We start from the raw sequence: 22,798 nt of genomic DNA on the forward strand, positions 1-22,798 counted from the left end.
GTGAAAATAGGAAATAAAAAATTTAAAGGGATAAAATTTAAAAACAAAATATTTATAAAGCTGCTTTCATATTTTGGGTTGTCGCTTTTGCTATTTTCGATTGTAATTGGGAGTATTTTTGGATATATTTATATTCAGAATACTGTGAGCCTGCATAAGAAAAACTTGGAGGAAAGGGCTTACAAGATTGCAACGACTCTTTCAAAAATATGGTTTGAAGTCGAAAATGGCAATCCTGAGAATAAAGATAGGGAACAAAATACGCCGCCACCTCCTGAAAAGTCATTTAGGCGAGAAAAACCTAAAATTGTGGGAAATATAAATGGAAAAGTATTTGAAAACAATGTTATCGAAAATATACGAGAAGAGAATAAAAATAATGATAATGAAAAAAATAATTTTCATAAACACAGGCTCGTTGATGAAAAAGATAATAATGTAAAAATTTTTAAAAGTATGAGAATGATAGAAAACATCGCGATGGCAGAAGTGTGGATTGTAGATGCAAAAACAGGAAATATTGTGCAGGGAAGAAATGAAAAAGGACAGCCGTTCTCATATTTAAAATTACCACCAAATGCAGAAGAAACGATAAAAAAGGCAATCGCTGGCGAAACGACTACAACAGAAAATTTTAACGAGCTTTTGAATGAAAATTCAATTACTATAGCAGTTCCAATAAAAAATGCTGAAACAATTGAAGGAGTAGTGCTGCTTCATTCTCCAGTAAAATATATGTCTTCAGCTCTTAAAAGCGGAATTTACACTTTAATTTTTAGTATTCTTGCAGCTCTTATTCTTGCGAGTATCAGTGCTGTGTGGCTTTCTATAAGTTTTACAAAGCCTCTTAACAAAATTCGCGATGCTACGATTAAATTGGCACAGGGAAATTATGAAGTGGTAACAGATGTGAATCAGAGCGATGAAATTGGGGAACTTGCAAAAAGTATTGATAAATTGGCACTTCAGCTGGATAAAAGTTCCAAGGAAAGTGAACGTTTTGAAAAAATGCGGCAGAACTTTATTGCAAATATTTCTCACGAGTTACGAACGCCAATAACAGTAATTCGTGGTTCAATGGAAGCAATTTGTGATGGAATTATAAGTGAGCCTGAGCAGTTAAAAGAGTACAATGAACAAATTTTGTCCGACAGTATTCATTTGCAAAGGCTGGTTAATGATTTGATAGATTTGACAAAACTTCAAAATACAGATTTTTCCATTGACAAAAGTACAATAAATTTATTTGAAATTGTAAATGATGCGGTTAGAAGCATGAAACAGATTTCGACTAAAAAAAATATAAAAATTAATTTTATAGTTGAAAATAATAATGAAATAGAAAGTTATCTTTTTACTGGGGATTATCAGAGAATTCGGCAAATGATAATAATTGTTCTGGATAATGCGATAAAATTTTCCAAGGAAAATCAAAAAATTAATATTTGTTTACGAAAAAAAGACAGCACATACGAACTTAAAATTGAAGATAATGGAAAAGGAATAAATCCTGAAAATATTGGAGAAATATTTAAACGTTATCATAAATCAAACACAGAAGAAAATAAGAATGGAATGGGACTCGGACTTGCAATTGCAAAAGAAATTGCATTACGGCATAATATTGAAATTTCTGTAGAAAGCGAGCCGAATGTTAAAACAGTTTTTACATTTTTAATCCCTGTTTCTAATGTTTTATAAAAATATTGAATAAAAAATTTTATTTAACAGAAAAGTTCAGTTTTTTAAAATTGCACTATATTATGATTTGTGATAAAATTATTTCAAATACAAACTTAAAAAATATAAATTTTGATACTAAAAATAAATAAATATGTTGACAAAACTTAGAAAAAGGTATAAAATTGAAATGGGTACAAAGGTAAGTAGCGATAGTAAAAATTTTAAAATTTATACTATAATTACTCAAACAATATATTTAGTTTAAATATTTTATTTATCACAGAGTTTGAGTATAAATTAAAATCAAACAGAATAAGGAGGAAAAATGCATATAGAGAATGTTGGTGAATACTTAAAGAAAAATGGAATAAAACCCTCAGTACAGAGAATGAAAATATTTCAATATCTACTAGATCATCATACACATCCTACAGTTGACGATATTTTTCAAAATTTATCCCCTGAAATGCCAACTCTGTCTAAAACTACAGTGTATAACACGCTGAATATATTTGTAAGCAGTAATATTATTCAAGAAATCATTATCGAAGAAAATGAAGTAAGATATGATATAGTGACGGCAGATCATGGACATTTTAAATGCAAAACGTGTGGAGAAATAACTGATTTTGATATAGATTTATCAAAATTAGATTTGTCAAAATTAGGCGATGTGGAAATTGATGAAACACATTTTTATTTAAAAGGTACTTGTGAAAAATGTTTAGAAAAACAAAATTAAAAATTTAAAATAAAAAATTGGAGAAAAATATGAAACTGAATAAAGAATTAGAAGTATTATTAAACAATCAAATAAATATGGAATTGGCAGCATCTTATCAATATCAGGCTATGGCAGCATATTTTGATGAAAGAGCTTTGGACGGGTTTGCAAAATGGATGGATAACCAAGCAAAAGAAGAAGTTGAACATTCAAGAAAATTCTATAACTATGTATTAAAAAGAAATGGAAAAATTGAATTTTTTGCATTGGATAAGCCTAAAATGGATTTTACATCTGTTAAAGAAGTATTTGAAGCTGCACTTGCACATGAAGAAGCTGTAACAGCGTCTATTGAAAATATTCACAAACTTGCAAGAGAATTGGGAGATTATGGGGCTGAAGTATTCTTAAATGAATTTGCTGAAGAACAGGAAGAAGAAGAAGAACAAGCTCAAAAATTAATTGATAAAATTGTTTCTTTAGATGTTGATAACAATAGTGCTACACTATATTTATTGGATAAAGAAATGGGAACAAGAGAATAAGTAAAAAAATATAAAGTGGTTTTTCAAAAATGGCTAAGTATGCACGCTAGGAGGGCACGATAAAAGTATTTAGCTATTTTTTATTTCTTTTTGATCCCCATATATATTACAAAGCCAAAAAGCAAAAAAATGACCTATCAACTAAAAATTATCTTTAGACTTAGTAATAGGTCTTTTTTTATTCCAAAAATTTCTTAAAAAATAATATTTACTTTTTCTTTTTCAAATATCAATCCTTTTTCAATTTTTTCATCAGCATCTTCCATAAAATCAATAAAGCATTTCTGATTCTCATTTTTTTGATTTAGCAATTTTAGTTTTTCTTTACTTTCTGAACCGAGATGATTATCCATTTTTAATACATTTCTTACATCCTGATTTAACACAAGTACTTCATTTATCGAAATTCTGCCGCTGTAACCGTTTGAACAATTTTCACATCCGTTTCCTAAACATTTTTGACATATCTTTCCAACCAATCTTTGTCCAATTACTCCAATTAATGAATCTAAAATTAAATATTTGGGGATTCCCATATCCACTAGTCTGATTAATGTGGAAACTGCATCATTTGTATGAATTGTAGAAATTACTAAATGTCCTGTTAAAGCGGCTCTTACTGCAATTTCAGCTGTTATTTCATCACGGATTTCTGAAATTACAATAATGTCAGGATCGTTTCTTAGTGTAGCTTTCAGAACTTCTGGAAAAGTAACTCCAATTCCTTGATTTACCTGTATCTGAATAATTCCGTCTATTTTACTCTCGACAGGATCTTCAACTGTGATAATTTTTTTCCTTCCGTCATTTACCAGTTCTATTAAAGATTTTAACGTTGTAGATTTTCCTGAACCTGTAGGACCGCTGACTAAAACTAAGCCATATTTTCTAGCCATAATTTCATTGAGCATTTGAACACTTTGAGAAGAAAATCCTAAAGTTTCAAGATTTATATTTTCAAGATAGTTTTCCAGAATACGTAAAACTATGCTTTCTCCGCCAATTGTAGGCATATAGGCGGCTCTTATGTCGTAACGTTTATTGGAACTCAATAAAAAAGAAAAGCTACCATCTTGCGGCTTTCTTTTCTCTGCAACATTCATTTCTGATAAAATTTTTATTCTTGCAATAATTTCTGTAATATTTTTTTCCAATAATTTTTTATTTACAGCTTCGTATAATTTTTGACTTTCTGCAAGATAACCGTCAATTCGGTATTTTATTTCCATGCCTTCCAGCAGGTCAAATTTTATGTGAATGTCGCTGGCATGTTCTGCAAGACCAGCTTTTATTATTTCGTTCACATAAGCAATAACATTATTGGATAATGTATTATTTTTTCTATTATCTGTAAATTCTTTAATGTTCACTTTTTCATTTATTTTATTATTCATTGTCCTCAATTTCCCTTCCCATTTTTTCCATTTAATTTCTTAATTTATTTCTTTTTAACGCTTCCATTGTTAAATTCTTCCAAAACTACTTCTGTCTGTTTTTTCAACGTTTTAAACAATGCTTTTTTTATTAAGTTATACCATTTTAAAGCAGCTCTTTGAGCGTCAATTCCTTTTAATGTTTCTTTTAATTGCAATTTAAAAAAGTCAACTTCTTCATAAGAAAGTTTTACTGTTTTATTTTTTTCCTTTTTATTTTCCTTTGTAATTTTGACTTCATTTTCAAAATACTTGAAGAAGCTAAATACATTTGGTAACTGTTTTTCATATTGGCTCATCATTTTTCTCATTTCTTCAATTAATCTTACCAAATAGCTTCTTGACATTTTTGAAAATGTAACATTGACTTTTCTTTTTCCTTTTCCAATTTTTTGTACGATTTGCTGCATTTTAGCTTGTGCCTTTGCATTTATTAAATCCATATTGCTAACTGAATTAGGATTTATTACTTTTGCCATAAAAACTCCTTCCAATTTTTATTTTTATTATTAATTTAATAGTTATATCAGTTTGATTTTTCAACTTTAAATCTGAAATTCCTTTAAAATTTCTTCAAACGAAATATTTCCTTCTCTCAGTAATATTAATTTTCCATTTTCATATTTAATAATTGTAGAAGGCTTTCCCGTTAATTTATTGTTTATTTTTTCAAAATTTTCAATACTTTCATCTGAAATAGCAACATCTACATTTTTTAACAAATTTTCATTTAAATTTTCAAATTTAGTGACAGAATTTTCTCCTGAAATATTTGCACTTGTCGTCAAGACAACACCACCAGAATTTTCTATTATTTCTAAAGCAATTTCATTTTTTGGAATGCGGATTCCTATTGTATGCATATCTTTGTCAAATTTTTTTGTAAAATTCTGATTAGCTCGAAAAATTACTGTTAATTCGCCTGGCCAGTATTTGTTTAGGATATTTGAAATTTTATCCATATTTTCTGATGTTTCATTTATTAAACTGGATAAAATTTTTTGATTACTGATTAATGCAATTATTTTTTTTGAAAAATCACGTTTTTTTATTTTATAAATTTTTTCTACAAATTCTTTTTTTGGAAGAGTACCGATTCCATAGACAGTATCTGTGGGAAATACGGCAACTCCTCCATTTTTTAAAGCAATTACTGCATTTTGAATTTCACTTTTCAGTTTAGAATTTTCTAAATTTTTTTTCACTTTTTCACATCTTTCAAAAGTTTTTGTATTTATTTATCTTCGTCATCATCAACAGGCATTTCAAATAAATCACTTATAGGTTTACTTGTTGCTATTCTCTTTATTATTTCAGCAAACATCTTACTTGTCGATAAAACTTTTAATTTGTCAAACATCTGATCTTCAGATAATTCAATTGTATCAGTTACAACAACTTCCGTAAAAGCCGATTCTTTTAATCTTTCAATTGCAGGATATGAAAAAACACCATGTGTTGCACACGCATAAACTTCCGTTGCTCCTTTATCAATTAAGGCTTGTGCAGCATTACAAATTGTTCCCGCTGTATCAATCATATCGTCAATTAAAATGGCCTTTTTCCCTTTTATATCTCCAATAATGTTCATAACTTCAGAAACATTGGCTTTTGCACGTCTCTTATCAATTATTGCAAGCGGTGTATGCAGCCAGTTTGCAAGTCCTCTCGCTCTTTTAACTCCACCAACGTCTGGTGAAACTACAACTGTATCTTCTGGGCTAAACCCGTATTTGATAAAATGTTTTGCCAAAATAGGCAATGCTTCCATATGGTCTACTGGAATATCAAAGAAACCTTGAATTTGTCTTGCGTGTAAATCCATTGTAATTACTCTTGTTGCCCCTGCTACAGTCAGTAAATTTGCAACAAGTTTTGATGTAATTGGTTCACGTGGGCTTGCTTTTCTATCCTGTCTTGCATATCCGTAATAAGGGATTACTGCAATAATTTCTCTAGCTGATGATCTCTTAATCGCATCAATAAAGACTAAAAGTTCCATAATACTTTCATTTACAGGTTTTGAAGTAGACTGAACAATAAATACTTTGCATCCACGTACACTTTCATTTGATTTTGCAAAAGTTTCCCCATCCGCAAATCTTACAATATCGGCGGATGACAAATCCATATCTAGATATTTTACAATTTTTTGTGCCAATCGTTCACTTGATGATCCTGCAAAAATTCTTATTTTGCTTTTATCTTCCTCTGTTAATGTTATCATTTTATTTCCCTTTCTCTCTTTCTGAAATTTTTTATTTTTTTTCCTTATTTACTTGTTTTGCCCGTCCAAATGCCAATGCTTCATCTGGAATATTTTTTGTAATCACAGATCCTGCCGCTGTAAGCACATCATTTCCAATTTCCACTGGAGCAACAATTATTGAATTGCTTCCAATAAAGGCATTTTTACCAATTTTCGTCTTATGTTTATTTTTTCCATCATAGTTACAAGTAATCGTTCCTGCACCAACATTTGTATTTTCACCAATTTCAGCATCTCCAATATAAGTTAAATGTCCTGTTTTCACACCTTTTTCAAGCGTAGCATTCTTTATTTCTACAAAGTTTCCTACATGTACAGTTTCTTTCAAATATGCTTTTGGACGTAAATGTGCAAATGGTCCGACAGTTACACCTTCTTCAAGAGTAGACTGTTCCACAACAGAAGCCTCTATTTTTACATTATCAGCAATTACGGAATTTTCAATTCTAGTATTTCCTAAAATTTCACAATTTTTTCCAATTTTTGTATTTCCTTGAATTGTTACATTTGGATAAATAACTGTATCCTGCCCAATTTCAACATTATCTTCAATATAAACTGTATCAGGGTCAATTAGAATAACTCCGCTATCCATAAGCTCAATATTTTTTCTGTTTCGTAAAATTTTATCCGCCTGTGCTAATTGAACTTTTGAATTTACTCCCAAAATTTCATCTTCATCTTCAATTTGAAAACTATCCACATTATAATTTTCATTTGTCAAGATTTTTATGGCATCTGTTAAATAATATTCACCTTTTGAATTGTTATTATCAATTTTTTCTATTGCGTAAAGCAAACTTTCATTTTTGAAAATATACACACCTGTATTAATTTCATCTATTTTTTTCTCTTTTTCATTTGCTTCTTTTTCTTCCACAATATTTGAAATTTTACCATTTTCCTTAATAATTCTTCCATATCCAAACGGATTTTTAACTTTGCACGAAAGCACAATACAGTCAAGATTTTTTTCATCAAATGTATTTTTCATTTTTTTCAAAGTATCTTCACGTAATAACGGAGTATCTCCGCAAGTGATAAGCACATCTTCGCCATATTCCTTAATTTTATCCTTTGCAATTAAAACTGCATGCCCTGTACCAAGCTGTTCTTTCTGTGTAACATAGTCAATATTTCCCATTTCTGCTAGAACATCTTCCTTTTTATGTCCAAGAATAAAAATATTCTTGTCATTTCCGATATTTTCCAGTACATTAACAACTCTTTTAATCATTGGAACACCGTTTACTTTGTGTAGAACTTTAGATTGCTCAGATTTCATTCGAGTTCCTTTTCCAGCTGCCAAAATTAACGAAATCATTATTCCTCCTTCAAAATAATAAATTAACAATAAATATTTTTTATCTTTAATAATTCAATAAATTATGAACAAATCTGTCCAAATTTTTAAGATTAAACTTAGAATTACTTTACACCATAATTATATCAATTTTTTGTAATTTATTCAAATGATATGAAAATTTTTTATTTTAGAATATTTAACTTAAAAAGTTTGGTTCAACTTTTTATAGCAGTAATTTGTTATATACAAAATATGAATATCTGAATAATTTATATTCAAAATTTCAACAAACTGTAAATTTTTATCTAATGTTTTTAATTGTAATCTTTCATTTTCTAAACCTGTTACTATTCCGACTTTACTTTCTTCAAAATTTTCATTATCAATAAAAACAAATAAATTATTTTCCTGACAAATTTTTAAAATTGAAAGATAATCTAGTTCATTAATATTTTTAAAATATTTATTTAAGTTTATTTTTTCAATATATTTAACTTCAGTAAATGGTTTAGATATTTCTTCAATAAATTTTTTTTGGATAACTGTTACAAATTTTTCATTTTCAAAATCAGGAATTTCTTTTAAAACTAAAAAATTTCCATTTTCCATAACAATATTTCCGATATAAGTTTTTCCAACAAATAATTTAACTTTGTGAACCTCAAAATCTTTATTTATTTTTTTCCTGTCAAAAAATTTTATCAAACGGATATAATCTTTAGAAATAATTTCTGTAGAAGTTACATTTAGATTATAATCCAGTATTTCCAAAAGATAGTTTTCTCCAATTTTTTTAGCAATATAGCAAATTTCTGTTGTTTCATCCTTTAAATGCAAAAAAACTAAAGTTCTGCCTTTTATAATATTTTCTAAAATAGCGTCAATGGAATTTAAGTTTTTTGTGTACAGCCATTCATAACTGCTTTCTGTTTTATCTAATAAGTTAGTTCCTAAATTTTTTATATAATCTGAATCCAAAATAATTCTTTGAATTTTATCAATTTGATAAATTTTTATTCCATCTTCATCATTTTGAGTATCATAAGACTTTAAAAGCAAATAATTGTCCCAGATTTTTATTATATTTCCAACAGAAAATCCATCAGTATCAAATCTGTAAATTCCAATTTTATCTTTATTTTCTAAATTTAACAAAAATTCTTTCATTTTTTCTCCAGCAAAGTATGTATTATTTATATGTTCAATAATTCGAGTTTTTTATTTATTTTATTGCAATTCTAAATATACCCAAATCTATTTTAAATTAAACTGCTAAAATTATATAAATTTAGGATTTGAGTAAAATAGTCATAGTTTTTGAGTTCGGTTTTAAAGCAGTTTTACTATACATATAGTTTTCAAACAAGTTTATTCTTCATTTTTTTCATTTTCACTATTATAATTCAAATGAATCCTTAAAGCTTCCAGCGAAATTTGAATTTCCAGCAATGAAAACAATAGTGAAATAATTAAAGAAACTAAACTAATCGCAAAACTGATTTTCCCAACAAAATCTATCTGAAAAAATAGAAATAACATCGAAATGGCACACATTAATAAACTTGAAACTCCGAAATACTGCATTTTTTTTATATAATTCAGCCTTTTTCTCAAATTTTTCACCTGATAAAATTCGTGTTTATTTTCTCCGCTTGAATCCATCTGTCTGACAATAGCTGTAAGTGCTAAAAATCTGTTGGTATAAGCTAGCAACAACAATGATACGGTAGGAAACAGTACAGCGGGAGTCGTTATTTCTAAAGTCATTTTTCTCACGTTCCTTTTTTATAGTCTTCTTAATATTTCGTCATAAACTCTTTCACAATTTTTTTTATCTACATACTTCAAAAATTTATTTTTCAATTTATCTGATTTCTGTTTCATAAATTTATCGTAGTGAAAATTATTTTCCGAAATTTTAATAATTTCATTTACGCAGTTTTCGACAGTTTTAGCCTGTTTACCAAATAAATCCTTATCTAAATCCACATACGAGCCAACTTTTTCTTCATATTCACTTTTATCGAACTGGAAGAAGACAATTGGTTTGTCTAGATAATAAAAATCATAGGCTACACTGGAATAATCTGTTATTAAAATTTTTGATTTTTGAAGTTCTTCGGTAATATTCACTTCTTTTGGCAATATTTTTATATTTTTTCCAAGTTTTATATTTCCAAAATTTTTTAAGTAATCCTGCATTAACTGATGAATATAAATATTTAGTTTGATATTGTTTTTTTCAAGATAATCATTTAATTTTTTATTTGTAATAAAATTTGCAATGTTTTGAAAATATTTTGTATCTTCTATTTTTGTATTTTCTGTTTTTATCCAATTTCTCCAAGTTGGCATAAAAAATATCTGTTTTTCCATAATTTGTAAGTTATAAAGTTTGTCGTATCGTGGATAGCCTGTTATTACAGCACTTTTTTTTGGTACTTCCCACCAGATTTCCGTTTTTACCTTTTTTTCAAATTCTGAATCGCAAATATTCAAATCATAGGATTTTACAAGTGCTTCTGCAACTTTTGCCGTTTTTTTGTTCATTGCCTGACGCACTTTAAAGCCAACTGTTCCGTGATTTAGGAATACTTTGAACACTTTTTTGTGAAATTTATTTATTAACGGGACTACAAACAAGTATGGAACAATGTCCGCAGAAATTGAGTGAGAAAATAATGCTACTTTTGCGTTCATAAAATAAAGATAACTTTTAACACTTCCCTTTATAAGTTTTTTTCCTGGAATTTTTTTTGCAATTTTTGCATTTTTATTTACTACCCAGTATACTTCTTCTTGCTGTTTTGCCCTTAAATACTCATACATCGCACGTCCGTTATCCACAAAAAGCTCTCCAGCATTTCCGCCTACAAGCCAAATATTCCTATTTTTAAATCTGCCTTTGTTAAACGGGTAAATTATACAGGCAATTATCATATTTATCAAATATTTTATCTTATCCATATTTTCTCCTAATTTTTAAACTTCATAATGTTTATATCCGTTTTTTCTACCCTTCATCACAACTTTGTGATATGCTTTATTTTTAGTGACAATCCGTCCTATAAAACTTCTGAACTGCCGTTTCCAGTATTTCAAAATATAAAATCTATTTTTTCTGCCTTTTACTTCTTTTTTTACCAAAGCTCCAAATCCTAAAGCATAGTTGTAAGCACGCTGCAAGTCTTTGTAATTTCCTTTTTTGGCTGGATGAAAAATTACATCCTTTGCAAAATATCTGCCTTTATAGCCTTTATGGAGCAATGTCAGCACATAGTCCGTTTCCTCGCCACTCCCAAAAGTTGCACCCACTCCCAAATTTTCATCAAACAAAATAATATCGTCTTTTCCATAATTTACAAAAAAAGTTATAGATTTTACTGTTGTGTCAACACAATCCTTTTTTATATCCATATCTCTTTTTTCCATAACGCCTGTTCCGTAAGTCTTTCCACGTTCAAGCGTGCGGCAGGAATAAATTTGATAATTTTTTTTTCTCTTAAAAAATGAGATAACTTTTTCAAGAGTGTCTGGCTGATATTCACAATCATCATCAGGAAATCCCGCAATTTCACCTTCCATAAGCACAAGTCCTCTATTTCTATTTAAACTCAGTCCTTTTTCATCACTTCTGACATATTTTATTTTAAAATCTTCCTCATAATTTTTCACGATTTCAAAAACATCATATCCTTCATTCTGATCTACGACAATCAGTTCAAAATTTTTATAAGTCTGTGCTTTTAAACTTTTTAGAAATAAATCAAGTTCGGTTGTAACATTAATTGTTGGCATTATAAGCGAAACTTTCATATTTTCATCTCCTTCTTTGAATTATTTTATATCCAGAATTGTCATATATGGAAGATGATCAGACAGTTTTGTCCAGTCTTGTGTTGCATCATTGATAAAATAGCTGTTTTTTACTTTCCATTTTTTTGACTGACTTCCAAAAATGTAGTCTATTCGCGGGTCTGAGAGAGTCCTTTTCCCATCTGGATTATATTCGATATAAGTATCTCTCCAATTTTTTGTTATTTCATTATAATATGTTGTAGTTGGTAAAAAATTTAAATCTCCACTCAAAAATTTTAAATCATCTTTTTTAAAAAATTTTGTTATCATTTCTAGTGATTTCATTTCTTCAGGCTTTATATCAGGTTTAAAATCCAAGTGAGTATTCATTATCAGCACTTTTTTTCCAAAACTTTTTTTTGCCAGTTCAGCAATTAGAATTTGCCTTTTTTCAACTCCCAAGGAAGGCAGCTCATAAGTATATATTTTTTCCAATGGATATCTTGAAATAAATGAAATTCCGTATTCTCCGCCATCATAATCTCTTGATTTTTGGAAATAATAATAATCATATCCCAGCTCTTTTGCAATATCAGAAGTTATATCTTTAAAATTACTTCTTTTAGTAAATTTATCCACTTCCTGAAGTGATACAAAATCTGGTGCATATGGTTTAATGCTTTCTCCTAATTTCTGTCCATTTGTCAATCTTGCTCCATAGATATTATACGTCATTATCTTAAATTCCTTCGCCCAGCTGACAGTCGTTCCCATAATTATTAACGACAATAATATTTTTTTTAAATTACTCATATTTCTTTTGTTTCTCCTAATCCTTTGTTTATTGTATCAAATTTTCATTCCATTATATCACTTTTTCTTATATCTACCAACTTTTTTATATTAATTTGTTATTTCCTTTTTTCCTTCAAATAAAACCTCGCAATTATCCTTGCCTTTTTAATCAATTTTTTTATCTCACTCAAATGCTTCGTTTCCAAAAACAGCCTTGCCTTTAAGCTGCTCCAGCTGTCATTCCACCAATGAATTCCGTATGTTTCAGGTTTTATGCAATCATCAGAATAAACTTCCTTAAATCCATAAGGATAAAAATATTCTTTCGGAAAAATAACTATTTCCCCGTTTTTTAAAGCATTTTCCCTTTTTTCGCTCAAATTATATTTTTTCTCAAAAGTATACGTAAAAATCTTAGGAATTGTCCAAATCGGCTTTTTCCAAATGTCATTCTCGTAAAAATCTTTAATGTCCTTCAGCACTTCATTATGCTTCGTTGTCCCAAAAATCCCAACACTTATGTGTTTTTCATCCTCATACCCAATAAAAAAATTCATCTTCCTATTTTTAGAAAATTCATCTTTTCCTTCTAAAATCGGTGTCAAATCTTTAATTATTTCCATATCCGTATCCACATAAATTCCAGAATTTTCATACATAAAATGCACTCTCATATAATCCGAAACATACGCCCAAAGCCTTCTTTCGTAACATTCACGAAAAAATCTATTTTTCGCAAGATGCGTTTTCATATCAAAATTTTTCTCATTTATCTCTATTATTTCAAAATCAAGCAAATTTTTCTTCCATGATTCCAAACATTTATAGAAAATATCAGGTTTTTTGGCATTCCCAATCCAAACATAATATATTTTTTTTTCTATCATCATTTTCTCCTATTTTTCACCTTTTTTCATAATCATCATATACTTTTTCATTGGATTTTCAGTAACATTCACAACTTTAAATCCAACTTTCTCATACAACTTCTTTGCCCCCACATTATAATCAAACACATTTAACGTAATAGAATTTACATCCTTTTCTCGAAAAATCAAATTTATAAATTCCAATAAAGCCCTTTTTCCAAGCCCTTTCCCAGTAAGTTCAGGATTAATCAAAAACCGCCCAATATGGATATTATCCAGCTCTTTACGTATTTTCTGAATAATTCCAACAAACTCATTTTCATAAAAAATCGAATAAACATTGCTCATATTGTCAATTTGGCTGACCGTAAGCGGAAAATCAGCATTTTCTCCAGCCCATTGCTCAAGAAAATCCTTTCCTTTTTCGTTAGTCCATTTGACTATATCATTTTTATTTTTAGCACTTATTCCTGCCTTTATTTCTATGATTTTCATAAAATACCTCTATTTCTCTATTTCAACTCATATTCTACATTATTTACAATACAAAATTTTATTATCCCTTCATAAAAAGTTTCATAATTTTCATTTGTCCTAAAATTTTTAAATTCTAAATCTGATGAAAATACCAAAGTATAAATTTTTCTTCCATCATTTCCTAAAATCTTTAATGTCCTATACCCAAACAACTTTAATTTTTCAGATTGCATCCTCAAACTTGTAACTGTTAGTTTTTGAATATCGTACTTACTATATTCTACATCATCAATCCTTATAGTATCAGTAGATATTCTTATAATTTCAGGGGTATGAAATTTCATTCTGATAAAGAAAATAATCTTTAAAATTAAAAGCAGTAAATAAAGAATTATAAAAAAAATTATCGTATAAGTAGAGTTTAAAAACAGTATTATTGCTACTGTTAATGGAACTAGGTTAAAAATACAGCTTGCAACAATATCTTTGCGTTTTATTACAATTAATTCTTTTTTTGGAATTTTAAATATCGTATCTCTGATTTCTGCCTTTTTGTACCAAATCTCATAGATAGCCTTTTCAAAGTTTATCATTTCTTTAGTTCCAATCAAATAAATTGGTATCTCATAGTCGTTTATTGATAAATATTTTACTCTGTATCTCTGTTTAGCAGTACCTTTTTCTTTATCGTGTATTTTAATGTTATGCCTTCCTATCTCTGCACGATAACACTCTTTTCGATTTTTGTAATAAATCAAAGTGTTTCCAGATATTACAATTTTTTTATTATACATAAAAATTAACTGAAATAATAAAAATACTGTAATTGGAAACATTACTATCAAAGAAACTACTAAAAACACTTGATAATTTGTAAGCATAGGAATATAGAAAAGCATCATCATTACATATATAATCAGAACAATCCCTAACAGTTTTAATTTCTCTATCCACGACATTTTAAATACTTGTTCTTTTTCGCCCAACTTCATTCAGCTCCTAAAAAATTTATTCCTTTTTACACCAACTCATACTCAATTTCATTAACAATACAAAATTTCAATATTTCTTCATAAAAAGTTTCGTAATCCTCATCCTTTCCAGAATTTTTAAACTCTGAATTTTTAGAAGTAATTAGTGTATAAACCTTTTTTTCCTTATTTCCAAAAATTTTTAATATTCTGTATCCAAAATCTATCGTTCCACTTTTTGTATTCGGACTTGTAATCATTAACTTTTTTATATCATACTTACTGTATTTTTCATCATCAATACTTATAAAATTACTAAATATTTTTATAATTTTCGGTGTATAAATTTTCATCCTAATTAAAGAAATAATTTCTAAAATAATAGCTCCAAAAGTAATAATTATCAAAAAATATTTCAAAAAAATAGCATCAGAAGAGATTATTTTAACTATTATCAAAGTAAAAATTACTCCAATAACATTATTTTTAAAAATATCTTTAAATTTTTCTACAAGTAATTCCTTTTTTGGAATTTCAAATACTGTATTTTCAATTTCCTTTTTTTCAAGTTGAAATTCATAAATAATTTTTTCAAGTTCTGAACAATTCTTCTTCCCAAATAAAGAAATTGGAATATTACAATAATCTATCCATAAATATTTAATATTTTCATAAAACCAGCTACTGCCATTAAATACTCTAATCTTATCTTTTTCTATCTTTCTGCTCCAAACTTCCTTTCTTCTATAATATGTCAAAATACCATTAGATATTACAATTTTTTTATTAAAAATATAAATAGATAAAATTATAAATGCTATAATTGAAAGCAAAGTAATTAAAAAATATCCTAAAAATACTTCTTTTTTTGAAGTTAAAAACTGAGAAGATATTATTATTCCTTGATAAATAATTATCGCTGGAACACAAACTATTCTACACAATATTTTCAATTTTTCTACCCAATGCACTTTAAATACTAGTTCTTGCTCATTCAATCTCACTCAACTCCTAAAAAATTAAATCAATTCCTTCTTCTCCTCTATCTTCCTGTACATATAGTCAAAACTGAAAATCAGCACATAAACTGCAATTAGCATTGCCATATTTTTTACAAGCCCTTCCCCAAAGAATGAGCCTCTTGGGATATAAAAAAGATTTGGTATGAAATAATAGCTTGTTAATAATAAAAATCTATTTTTTACAACATATTTTTCATATTTTATAATAAAAATCCCAAGCAGAATTGAAATTACAATTAGCCAGAAGTAGCCTAAATCATACATTTCCGCAATATAATTTGAGCCAATCCCTTCTCCTTTCAGATAAGCTCCTGAATTTAGATAATAAGTCAATTTATCCGCAATGGAGTTGGTTGTGGCAAGTGTTTCAAGCGACTGTGGCTTAAAGCCGAATATTCCCTGCAAAATGTATGGATAGGTTCCGTTTCCAACAATGCTATGCTTAAAATTGATTGTGTAACCAAGTACAAGGTAACTTACTCCTTGAGAAAATAGAAAATTAAAAATTGTGTTTATCAAATCCAGACTGAATATTTTTTTACTTCGTACAGACACTAGAATTTGTGAGAAAATCACGGTAAATCCTACCAGTTTTACCATTGTCTTGGCTTTTATCCTGATTCCATAAACTTTTGCGTAATACCACATTATAAAAAGCAGCTGTGTCAAAAATATTGCTCTTGCCCCCTTGAACGAATCCAGCAGTTTTACCATAAGATAAAGTGAAGAAATTGTCAAAAATTTTCTTTTGGATGGAATTGAAATTAAAAATATCAAAAATCCGATTGTCATTACTGTACCAGAGCCTTTTGTAAATGCGGGATAGTCAACTCCCTTTAAAATTCCAGTATAATAAGCCTCGTATCCAGCCCGCAAAATAACCCTTAGCTGAATAAACATCTTGTAAGCCAAAGCAGGCAGCGAAATTATAAACAGAGCCATCCCGACATTCGTAAACAGTTTTCTGCTTTCAAGCGTAATACTACTTCTAATCTCACTAATCTTCTCGTTTGAAATCGCAATGAAAAATCCTAGATGTGTAAACAGCAATACTAGCAGAAAAACATTTATTATCTCATTTCTCACATCATAAAAAAAATAAAAGTTAGCAAACTTCGTAGCCCATCCAAACTCCTTATAATTCACAATATCCAGAAATATCCTTGTAAAATTAAACAAAAACAGCGTATACAAAAAAATCATATACGAATTTAGCCACTCCAAATAAATTTTCGCTGTAAAAAAGGTATAAATATAAACACCCATAAGCAGACATTCCAAAAATTTCATCTCCAACGACTCATTCTGAAAAGTAACGACACTTTTCAAAAATAGTACAAACGCAATAACAAACATATGAAATATCAAAAATCCAATTTTATCTCTTTTCATCAATTTACCTCTATTTTTTAAATTTTTTCTTCTATAATTTCACTTAAAATTTTATCATATCGCTATTAAAACTTCAATCAGAAATGTTGTGTCATTATTTAATTTTTTACTTAAAAAATTGATTTATCTTCTTGAGATAATTCAAATAAAACAGAAAAACTCAAACAAGTTGTTGGAGTGTACCGTGAATTTTGTGCTGCAAAAAGAATAACGATTTCTTATAGCAGAAAAGGCAACCCTTATGACAATGCCTGTATTGAATCATTTCATGCAACATTGAAAAAAGAATATGTTCATAATAAAAAGTTCGAAAGTCTGGAAACATTAAAAGCAGGAATATATGATTACATAGAAATGTGGTATAATAAAAAAGGATGCATAGTAAGCTAGGTTTTATGAGTCCAAATGAATATGAAAAACATTTAAAAAAAATCAAATTTTGATACCACATACCTTAAAGGAGAAATTAATATTCCAGTAAGCAAATTAACTATTACACCAAGTATAATATATGTAACATCAGACGGAACTGGAGTGCCTGAAACTTATAGACCAAGATTAGGAGGGTTTTCTAATTCAGATTATTCATTGGAATTTGGAGGAATAAAACCTGATAAAATGTCAGCAAATAGTATATTTGTCGGAAAATTAAACTTGCAATATCCAGTTATGGAAATGTTAAGAAGCCATTTGTATATCAATGCTAATATGTCATTTGCAAGAGTTTCTAATAAATCATACCATTATGGAAAAGAACAAATAAAAAGTTACGGAGTAGGAATAGGAACAAATATTCCATTCATAGGACCAATAAATCTTGGATTTGCAAAATCTCCGAAAGAAAGTGTGAGATACGTATTAAATATAGGATATAGTCCAAAAGCGTTTAATGGAAATTAATATTTGATATTAAAAATAATCAAAAATTAAAATAGAAGCAGGAAATAATGATACAGGAGTAGCCTCTTTAATAAAGTTTTATGAGACAAAATATAATGGAAAGTATTCTTTAGTGGAAAGAGTTTTTAGTAATAGTATTTGGAAGGCAAATCTTCTCGGCGACGAGATGTTTGATAAAAGGGAATTAGAAGAAATTCTTCTTAAAAAAATGGAATCAGAAGAGTTTAAAAATGATACAGAATATCAGAAAATAAAAAAAATAATTGAGAAAATGAATATCGAATTTAAGACTGATACTGGATTTTACTTTCTTGGAATAATTCGTCCAGAAAAAATAAATGCATTATTTTTAGAAAATATAAAATCTGCAGAATTTCTAACTTCTTTTTATGAAAAAGTAGAAGATTTACCAAAAGCAAAAAAATGGGCAAGAACAACAAAAGAATTAATAGAAAAGTCTAAAAATAAAAAAGATTATTCTGAAGCTTTGGATTATGTCAATGAAATTTTAGAACAACGTTGAATAAATTATAAATAAAACAGGCAATTGTATTTCGATGGCAATATTTATCTTGTTACATAAGAAGGGCTTCTAAAATATCAGAATAAATTAACAAAAGTAATAGATACATAAATAGATTAAAATTAAGAAAAGTAAATTATTAAGTAGAAAATTAATAATAATAAAAAATGGAGCAAAACTGTGATGTTGAACTCCATTTTATTTTACAAAAATTTATTTTTAAAAAACAATTAATAAGATTTAGCTAATTCATAAAGTTTTTCGTATTCTCTTGCTGATCTATCCCAAGAAAAATCAAGATCCATATTTCTTTTTACCAATTTTTCCCAAATATCAGGTCTGTCATAATAAATTCCTTCTGCTACTTTTATTGTAAATAACATATCGTCTGCATTAAAGTTTGTAAATGAGAACCCATTTCCTTCATCTGTAAAGATATTGTAAGGCTGTACAGAATCCTTTAATCCTCCAGTTTCCCTTACAATTGGAATAGTTCCAAATCTCATTGCTATCATTTGGCTAAGTCCACAAGGCTCATATCTTGACGGCATTAAGAACATATCACTTCCTGCGTAGATTTCATTTGCAAGCTGTCCATTGTATCCAAGATAAACTTTGAATTTATCAGGATATTTCCAAGCTAAATGGTTATAATAGTCTTCATAGAATTTATCTCCACTTCCTAAAATCACTATTTGAACAGCGTCATATTGCAATAAGTTTTCAAGTGCTGCTGATACCAAGTCCAACCCTTTTCCTTCTACAAGTCTTGAAATTATTGAAATTAAGGCAACGTCTGATTTTGGTAATCCTAATTTTTCTTGCAGTAAATATTTATTTTCTTTCTTTTTATCTAAAGAATCTTTATTGAAAGGAATTATTCCCTTTGTTGTTTCTGGATTGAATTCTTCCACGTCTATTCCATTTAAAATACCGTGAATATATTTTCTATTTGTAATCCATTCCAGCCCTTCACCAAAATATGCGTATTTTATTTCTTCAGCATAAGTTGGACTAACTGTATTTACAACATCTCCATATCCAATTCCAATTTCCATAAAGTTCAAGTCATGTCTATCGTCCATATAATATCCCATTCTTTCAAATGAGTATTTAGAGAATTTACCTTGATACATCAGGTTATGTATTGAGTAAACTGTTCTCATATCCCAGTAAAATGGATCATAATTATATCTTACGTTTAAAAAATATGGAACTGGTCCAGTTTGCCAGTCGTTACAGTGTAAAATATCTGCCTGCAAATTAATTTCCTTTAAAAATCTAAGTGCCAATTCTGAAAACATAGCATACTGAACATCTTGATCAAAATCTCCGTAAACATGTCCTCTTTCATATAATGCTTTGTTTTCAATAAAGTAATAATTTATCTTATCATCAGGATACCTTACCAGATTAAACACATCTCCATGGCTTTCAAGTCTTGCCACCCATTCTAATTTTTCAAGATATTTTAATGGTATTATGTCGTATTTAGGCATTATTATAGAAACTTCGTGTCCTAACTCTTGCATTTTTTTAGGTAATGCTCCCAAAACATCAGCTAGTCCACCAGATTTATAAAACGGAGCCACTTCAGATGCCAAATATACTATTTTCAAACTAATCACTCCTATTCTTAAAATATTTTATTTATTTTAAAATATTCAAGTTACTAAGATACATTTATAAAAATTATGTATTGACCTTAATAACTTGAATTTTTTTTGAATTTCAGATAACTTTAGAATTTACTAATTGTAAATTAATATCTGAGAAGTATAATTTTTAAATTTTTGTTTCAAATTTTAGTAATAAGTAATTAAGACTATTATTTTACAGTTTCCCCAGTTCCAATTATTCTATTATTTTCATTGATTTTTACTCCAGCAAAAATTCTTACGTTTTTACCAACAATTGAACCATCAGGGATAACTACGCTCTTACCGATAACTGTTATTCCTGAAGACAATAAATCTGGACGTTCTTTGTTTGGAACATTTGCATTTCCATTTCCTATGAATGAATTTTTACCTATATATGTTTTTTTATCAATAATAATTGTATCTAAGTGAGAATTTGCATCTACATAAGTTCCTGAGAAAATAATACAGTTTCTGACAGTTGCCCCTTTTCTAACTGTAACTCCAGGCCCTAATACTGAATTTTCCACACTTCCCTCAATTTTACATCCGTTACAGATTAATGAATTTTGAACGCTTCCAGTAACTCCAATTCTTACCGGCGCCAAGTCTTCACTTCTTGTGTAAATTTTCCATCCTGGATCATACAAGTTAATTCCAACTTCTTCAGATTTTTTGATTAAGTCCAAATTTGCTTCCATGTATGAATCATAAGTTCCTACATCTTTCCAGTAGCTGTCATAAGTATGAACATAAACTTTTCTATCTTCTTGAATCATTGCAGGAATTACATGGTTTCCAAAGTCTAAATCGTGGTTTTCCAATTTTTCAAGATATTCTAATAAAGAATCTGTATTGAAAATATAGATTCCCATTGAAGCTAGATTACTTTTTGGTTCAGCAGGTTTTTCTTCAAAGTTTAATATTTTTTTGTTTTGGTCAACTTCAAAAATACCAAATCTGCTTGCTTCTTCAATAGGAACAGGCTGTACAGCTATTGTTAATTCTGCTTTATTTTCTTCGTGTTCTTTTAGCATCCATCTATAATCCATTTTGTAAATATGGTCTCCAGATAAAATTAACACATATTTAGGATTTTTGTTTTTAATAAACTCAATATTCTGTCTAATTGCGTCGGCAGTTCCTTGATACCAAGAATTTCCACCAAGTTTTTCATGTGGCTGCAACATTGTAATTGCAGTGTCTCTTCTGTCAAAATCCCATGGTTTTCCAGAACCGATGTGTTCATTTAATGATAACGGCAAATATTGAGTCAATAATGCAACATCATAAATACCTGAATTTGAACAGTTACTAAGTGCAAAATCGATTATTCTGAATTTTCCAGCAAAAGGAACACTTGGTTTAACTCTTTTTTCTGATAGAATGTCAAGTCTTGAACCTCTTCCACCAGCTAAAATCATAGCTAAAACTTTCATATAAATACCTCCATTTTTGTTCTCTATATACAGTATACCCCCTTTTTTTAAAAAATCAAATTATTTTTCAAAAAATTTTTCTTTTTTCTTGAAATTTCTAACATTTCTAAAAAAATCTTGTTTTAGTTTATCTTTTTAATTTTTATTATTCTTAAAATTTTTTCTATTAATTCTTCAAAAATTTTATTCCTGTCTTTTCCATCTTGATAAAGCACTAAAAAATATAAATCTGTATAAAACCCTTTTTCTGCTCCATTTATAAAATAATTTCCACATTTTATCTTTCTTTTATTTTTAAAAATTAAAATTTTTTCTCCATTTTCTGTATTTTTAGAAAAATAAATACCAAACTTCAAATTATCAAACTGGACTTTTTCAATATTTCGGTCTTCAATTTCATTTTTTTCTAAAGAAAACTTTTCTTGTATATTGTGATTTAAATTTTCAATATTCTCCATATTTGTAAAATAAATAAAATCCTTCAAAATTTGTTTCATAATTTTTCCTCCCCTTTAATGTATTTTAAATGTATTTATTATTTTAAAATCTGCTATTGAAATTAGTTTACCATATTATTTTTATATTTTTTAGGATAAATTTTAATTTTTTATTAATCATTTTAAGTGTTATTATTAAAAGAGTCTTTTATTTTATAAGTATTAAAATAAAATTAAAAAAATATTCATAGTTGTAATTTGATATGGAAAAAATAAGATGATTTAAAATGTTTTTTATGAAAAATTTTGACATAAAAAAATCCGATCTACCGTTCTAACTTAATTTTTGATTGCCTGTAAAACGTTACAGGTGGTAGTCATATTTATAGACTGTACAGAATCCGTACAAAACATTATGCAGTCGTGATTTTCCTGAGACAATTTATAAAGGGATAACCCCATTAAAAAAGAGTAAAGCTCAAAAATTCTTTGTTAGTAGCGCATAGACCAGAAATTTTTATTTATTATTTAACTATTTTATTTAGTCCTTAACTTCTTAAATATTATAACTGTTA

The 22,798-nt window shown here is 28.1% G+C and carries 24 protein-coding genes and 1 other RNA gene; 6 read left to right on the plus strand and 19 right to left on the minus strand.

Annotation, left to right across the window (positions count from 1 at the left end; genetic code table 11):
- The 3 genes from LEBU_RS09975 to LEBU_RS09985 all read left to right on the plus strand — a co-directional run bounded on the left by LEBU_RS09975 (position 1) and on the right by LEBU_RS09985 (position 2,952).
- On the plus strand, positions 1-1,701 hold the full coding sequence (locus LEBU_RS09975) for a sensor histidine kinase (RefSeq protein WP_015770209.1): 1,701 nt from the start codon (positions 1-3) through the stop codon (positions 1,699-1,701).
- A 307-nt stretch (positions 1,702-2,008) separates the two neighbouring features.
- Entirely contained in the window at positions 2,009-2,425 is a 417-nt protein-coding gene (locus LEBU_RS09980; RefSeq protein WP_015770210.1) for a Fur family transcriptional regulator, read from the plus strand.
- Between the two features lie 29 nt (positions 2,426-2,454).
- A complete protein-coding gene (locus LEBU_RS09985) occupies positions 2,455-2,952 on the plus strand; it encodes a ferritin (protein WP_015770211.1) in 498 nt (165 codons plus the stop codon).
- 194 nt (positions 2,953-3,146) lie between these two features.
- Here the strand turns inward: LEBU_RS09985 and LEBU_RS09990 are convergent, their stop codons facing one another.
- From LEBU_RS09990 to wzy, 15 genes are all read right to left on the minus strand, one after another.
- Positions 3,147-4,346: a GspE/PulE family protein gene (locus LEBU_RS09990; protein ID WP_015770212.1), complete on the minus strand. Its 1,200-nt coding sequence runs from the start codon at positions 4,344-4,346 to the stop codon at positions 3,147-3,149.
- Between the two features lie 44 nt (positions 4,347-4,390).
- Complete coding sequence (locus LEBU_RS09995; protein ID WP_015770213.1) at positions 4,391-4,864, minus strand: hypothetical protein; 474 nt, start codon at positions 4,862-4,864, stop codon at positions 4,391-4,393.
- Between the two features lie 66 nt (positions 4,865-4,930).
- A complete protein-coding gene (locus LEBU_RS10000; protein ID WP_015770214.1) occupies positions 4,931-5,590 on the minus strand; it encodes an L-threonylcarbamoyladenylate synthase in 660 nt (219 codons plus the stop codon).
- Positions 5,591-5,619: 29 nt separating this feature from the next.
- Positions 5,620-6,612: a ribose-phosphate diphosphokinase gene (locus LEBU_RS10005; protein ID WP_015770215.1), complete on the minus strand. Its 993-nt coding sequence runs from the start codon at positions 6,610-6,612 to the stop codon at positions 5,620-5,622.
- Between the two features lie 31 nt (positions 6,613-6,643).
- The gene (glmU, locus tag LEBU_RS10010) at positions 6,644-7,978 is read right to left on the minus strand and encodes a bifunctional UDP-N-acetylglucosamine diphosphorylase/glucosamine-1-phosphate N-acetyltransferase GlmU (RefSeq protein ID WP_015770216.1); all 1,335 of its coding nucleotides are present in this window, start codon (positions 7,976-7,978) and stop codon (positions 6,644-6,646) included.
- A 183-nt stretch (positions 7,979-8,161) separates the two neighbouring features.
- Positions 8,162-9,127: a hypothetical protein gene (locus LEBU_RS10015; protein ID WP_015770217.1), complete on the minus strand. Its 966-nt coding sequence runs from the start codon at positions 9,125-9,127 to the stop codon at positions 8,162-8,164.
- Positions 9,128-9,328: 201 nt separating this feature from the next.
- Positions 9,329-9,727, minus strand: a complete 399-nt coding sequence (locus tag LEBU_RS10020; protein WP_015770218.1) for a DUF2721 domain-containing protein — start codon at positions 9,725-9,727, stop codon at positions 9,329-9,331.
- 18 nt (positions 9,728-9,745) lie between these two features.
- Positions 9,746-10,927 (minus strand): CDP-glycerol--glycerophosphate glycerophosphotransferase, encoded by a 1,182-nt coding sequence (locus tag LEBU_RS10025; protein ID WP_015770219.1) that lies wholly within the window; start codon positions 10,925-10,927, stop codon positions 9,746-9,748.
- 15 nt (positions 10,928-10,942) lie between these two features.
- The gene (locus LEBU_RS10030) at positions 10,943-11,776 is read right to left on the minus strand and encodes a glycosyltransferase family 2 protein (protein WP_015770220.1); all 834 of its coding nucleotides are present in this window, start codon (positions 11,774-11,776) and stop codon (positions 10,943-10,945) included.
- Positions 11,777-11,797: 21 nt separating this feature from the next.
- Positions 11,798-12,571, minus strand: a complete 774-nt coding sequence (locus LEBU_RS10035; RefSeq protein ID WP_015770221.1) for an endonuclease/exonuclease/phosphatase family protein — start codon at positions 12,569-12,571, stop codon at positions 11,798-11,800.
- Positions 12,572-12,669: 98 nt separating this feature from the next.
- Entirely contained in the window at positions 12,670-13,440 is a 771-nt protein-coding gene (locus LEBU_RS10040) for a glycosyltransferase (protein ID WP_015770222.1), read from the minus strand.
- 9 nt (positions 13,441-13,449) lie between these two features.
- On the minus strand, positions 13,450-13,917 hold the full coding sequence (locus LEBU_RS10045; protein WP_015770223.1) for a GNAT family N-acetyltransferase: 468 nt from the start codon (positions 13,915-13,917) through the stop codon (positions 13,450-13,452).
- Between the two features lie 17 nt (positions 13,918-13,934).
- On the minus strand, positions 13,935-14,891 hold the full coding sequence (locus tag LEBU_RS10050) for a hypothetical protein (protein ID WP_015770224.1): 957 nt from the start codon (positions 14,889-14,891) through the stop codon (positions 13,935-13,937).
- A gap of 26 nt (positions 14,892-14,917) precedes the next feature.
- The gene (locus LEBU_RS10055) at positions 14,918-15,874 is read right to left on the minus strand and encodes a hypothetical protein (RefSeq protein WP_015770225.1); all 957 of its coding nucleotides are present in this window, start codon (positions 15,872-15,874) and stop codon (positions 14,918-14,920) included.
- Positions 15,875-15,889: 15 nt separating this feature from the next.
- Positions 15,890-17,284 carry an O-antigen polysaccharide polymerase Wzy gene (gene wzy, locus LEBU_RS10060; RefSeq protein ID WP_015770226.1) on the minus strand — a complete coding sequence of 465 codons (1,395 nt, stop codon included), beginning with the start codon at positions 17,282-17,284 and terminating at the stop codon, positions 15,890-15,892.
- Positions 17,285-17,461: 177 nt separating this feature from the next.
- Between wzy and LEBU_RS10065 the strand changes: the two genes are divergently transcribed.
- From LEBU_RS10065 to LEBU_RS10075, 3 genes are all read left to right on the plus strand, one after another.
- On the plus strand, positions 17,462-17,674 hold the full coding sequence (locus LEBU_RS10065; protein ID WP_049756114.1) for an integrase core domain-containing protein: 213 nt from the start codon (positions 17,462-17,464) through the stop codon (positions 17,672-17,674).
- Between the two features lie 144 nt (positions 17,675-17,818).
- Positions 17,819-18,184: a hypothetical protein gene (locus LEBU_RS10070; RefSeq protein ID WP_015770227.1), complete on the plus strand. Its 366-nt coding sequence runs from the start codon at positions 17,819-17,821 to the stop codon at positions 18,182-18,184.
- 112 nt (positions 18,185-18,296) lie between these two features.
- Positions 18,297-18,707, plus strand: a complete 411-nt coding sequence (locus LEBU_RS10075) for a hypothetical protein (RefSeq protein WP_015770228.1) — start codon at positions 18,297-18,299, stop codon at positions 18,705-18,707.
- A gap of 230 nt (positions 18,708-18,937) precedes the next feature.
- Here the strand turns inward: LEBU_RS10075 and LEBU_RS10080 are convergent, their stop codons facing one another.
- The 4 genes from LEBU_RS10080 to ssrS form a co-directional block, all read right to left on the minus strand.
- Positions 18,938-20,326: a glycogen synthase gene (locus LEBU_RS10080; protein WP_015770229.1), complete on the minus strand. Its 1,389-nt coding sequence runs from the start codon at positions 20,324-20,326 to the stop codon at positions 18,938-18,940.
- Between the two features lie 209 nt (positions 20,327-20,535).
- Positions 20,536-21,786 carry a glucose-1-phosphate adenylyltransferase gene (locus tag LEBU_RS10085; protein WP_015770230.1) on the minus strand — a complete coding sequence of 417 codons (1,251 nt, stop codon included), beginning with the start codon at positions 21,784-21,786 and terminating at the stop codon, positions 20,536-20,538.
- A 122-nt stretch (positions 21,787-21,908) separates the two neighbouring features.
- A complete protein-coding gene (locus LEBU_RS10090) occupies positions 21,909-22,283 on the minus strand; it encodes a hypothetical protein (protein WP_015770231.1) in 375 nt (124 codons plus the stop codon).
- Positions 22,284-22,537: 254 nt separating this feature from the next.
- Positions 22,538-22,740, minus strand: a non-coding RNA gene (ssrS, locus tag LEBU_RS11795) — 6S RNA.
- Positions 22,741-22,798 lie beyond the last annotated feature (58 nt).

Source organism: Leptotrichia buccalis C-1013-b (assembly GCF_000023905.1).
Lineage (GTDB): Bacteria > Fusobacteriota > Fusobacteriia > Fusobacteriales > Leptotrichiaceae > Leptotrichia > Leptotrichia buccalis.

Bases quoted from the DNA above. Each gene is read 5' to 3' on its own strand.
- LEBU_RS09980 (WP_015770210.1), top strand. From the start codon at position 2,009: ATGCATATAGAGAATGTTGGTGAATACTTAAAGAAAAATGGAATAAAA.
- LEBU_RS09985 (WP_015770211.1), top strand. From the start codon at position 2,455: ATGAAACTGAATAAAGAATTAGAAGTATTATTAAACAATCAAATAAAT.
- LEBU_RS09990 (WP_015770212.1), bottom strand. From the start codon at position 4,346: ATGAATAATAAAATAAATGAAAAAGTGAACATTAAAGAATTTACAGAT.
- LEBU_RS09995 (WP_015770213.1), bottom strand. From the start codon at position 4,864: ATGGCAAAAGTAATAAATCCTAATTCAGTTAGCAATATGGATTTAATA.
- LEBU_RS10005 (WP_015770215.1), bottom strand. From the start codon at position 6,612: ATGATAACATTAACAGAGGAAGATAAAAGCAAAATAAGAATTTTTGCA.
- glmU (WP_015770216.1), bottom strand. From the start codon at position 7,978: ATGATTTCGTTAATTTTGGCAGCTGGAAAAGGAACTCGAATGAAATCT.
- LEBU_RS10015 (WP_015770217.1), bottom strand. From the start codon at position 9,127: ATGAAAGAATTTTTGTTAAATTTAGAAAATAAAGATAAAATTGGAATT.
- LEBU_RS10020 (WP_015770218.1), bottom strand. From the start codon at position 9,727: ATGACTTTAGAAATAACGACTCCCGCTGTACTGTTTCCTACCGTATCA.
- LEBU_RS10025 (WP_015770219.1), bottom strand. From the start codon at position 10,927: ATGGATAAGATAAAATATTTGATAAATATGATAATTGCCTGTATAATT.
- LEBU_RS10030 (WP_015770220.1), bottom strand. From the start codon at position 11,776: ATGAAAGTTTCGCTTATAATGCCAACAATTAATGTTACAACCGAACTT.
- LEBU_RS10035 (WP_015770221.1), bottom strand. From the start codon at position 12,571: ATGAGTAATTTAAAAAAAATATTATTGTCGTTAATAATTATGGGAACG.
- LEBU_RS10040 (WP_015770222.1), bottom strand. From the start codon at position 13,440: ATGATAGAAAAAAAAATATATTATGTTTGGATTGGGAATGCCAAAAAA.
- LEBU_RS10045 (WP_015770223.1), bottom strand. From the start codon at position 13,917: ATGAAAATCATAGAAATAAAGGCAGGAATAAGTGCTAAAAATAAAAAT.
- LEBU_RS10050 (WP_015770224.1), bottom strand. From the start codon at position 14,891: ATGAAGTTGGGCGAAAAAGAACAAGTATTTAAAATGTCGTGGATAGAG.
- wzy (WP_015770226.1), bottom strand. From the start codon at position 17,284: ATGAAAAGAGATAAAATTGGATTTTTGATATTTCATATGTTTGTTATT.
- LEBU_RS10085 (WP_015770230.1), bottom strand. From the start codon at position 21,786: ATGAAAGTTTTAGCTATGATTTTAGCTGGTGGAAGAGGTTCAAGACTT.
- LEBU_RS10090 (WP_015770231.1), bottom strand. From the start codon at position 22,283: ATGAAACAAATTTTGAAGGATTTTATTTATTTTACAAATATGGAGAAT.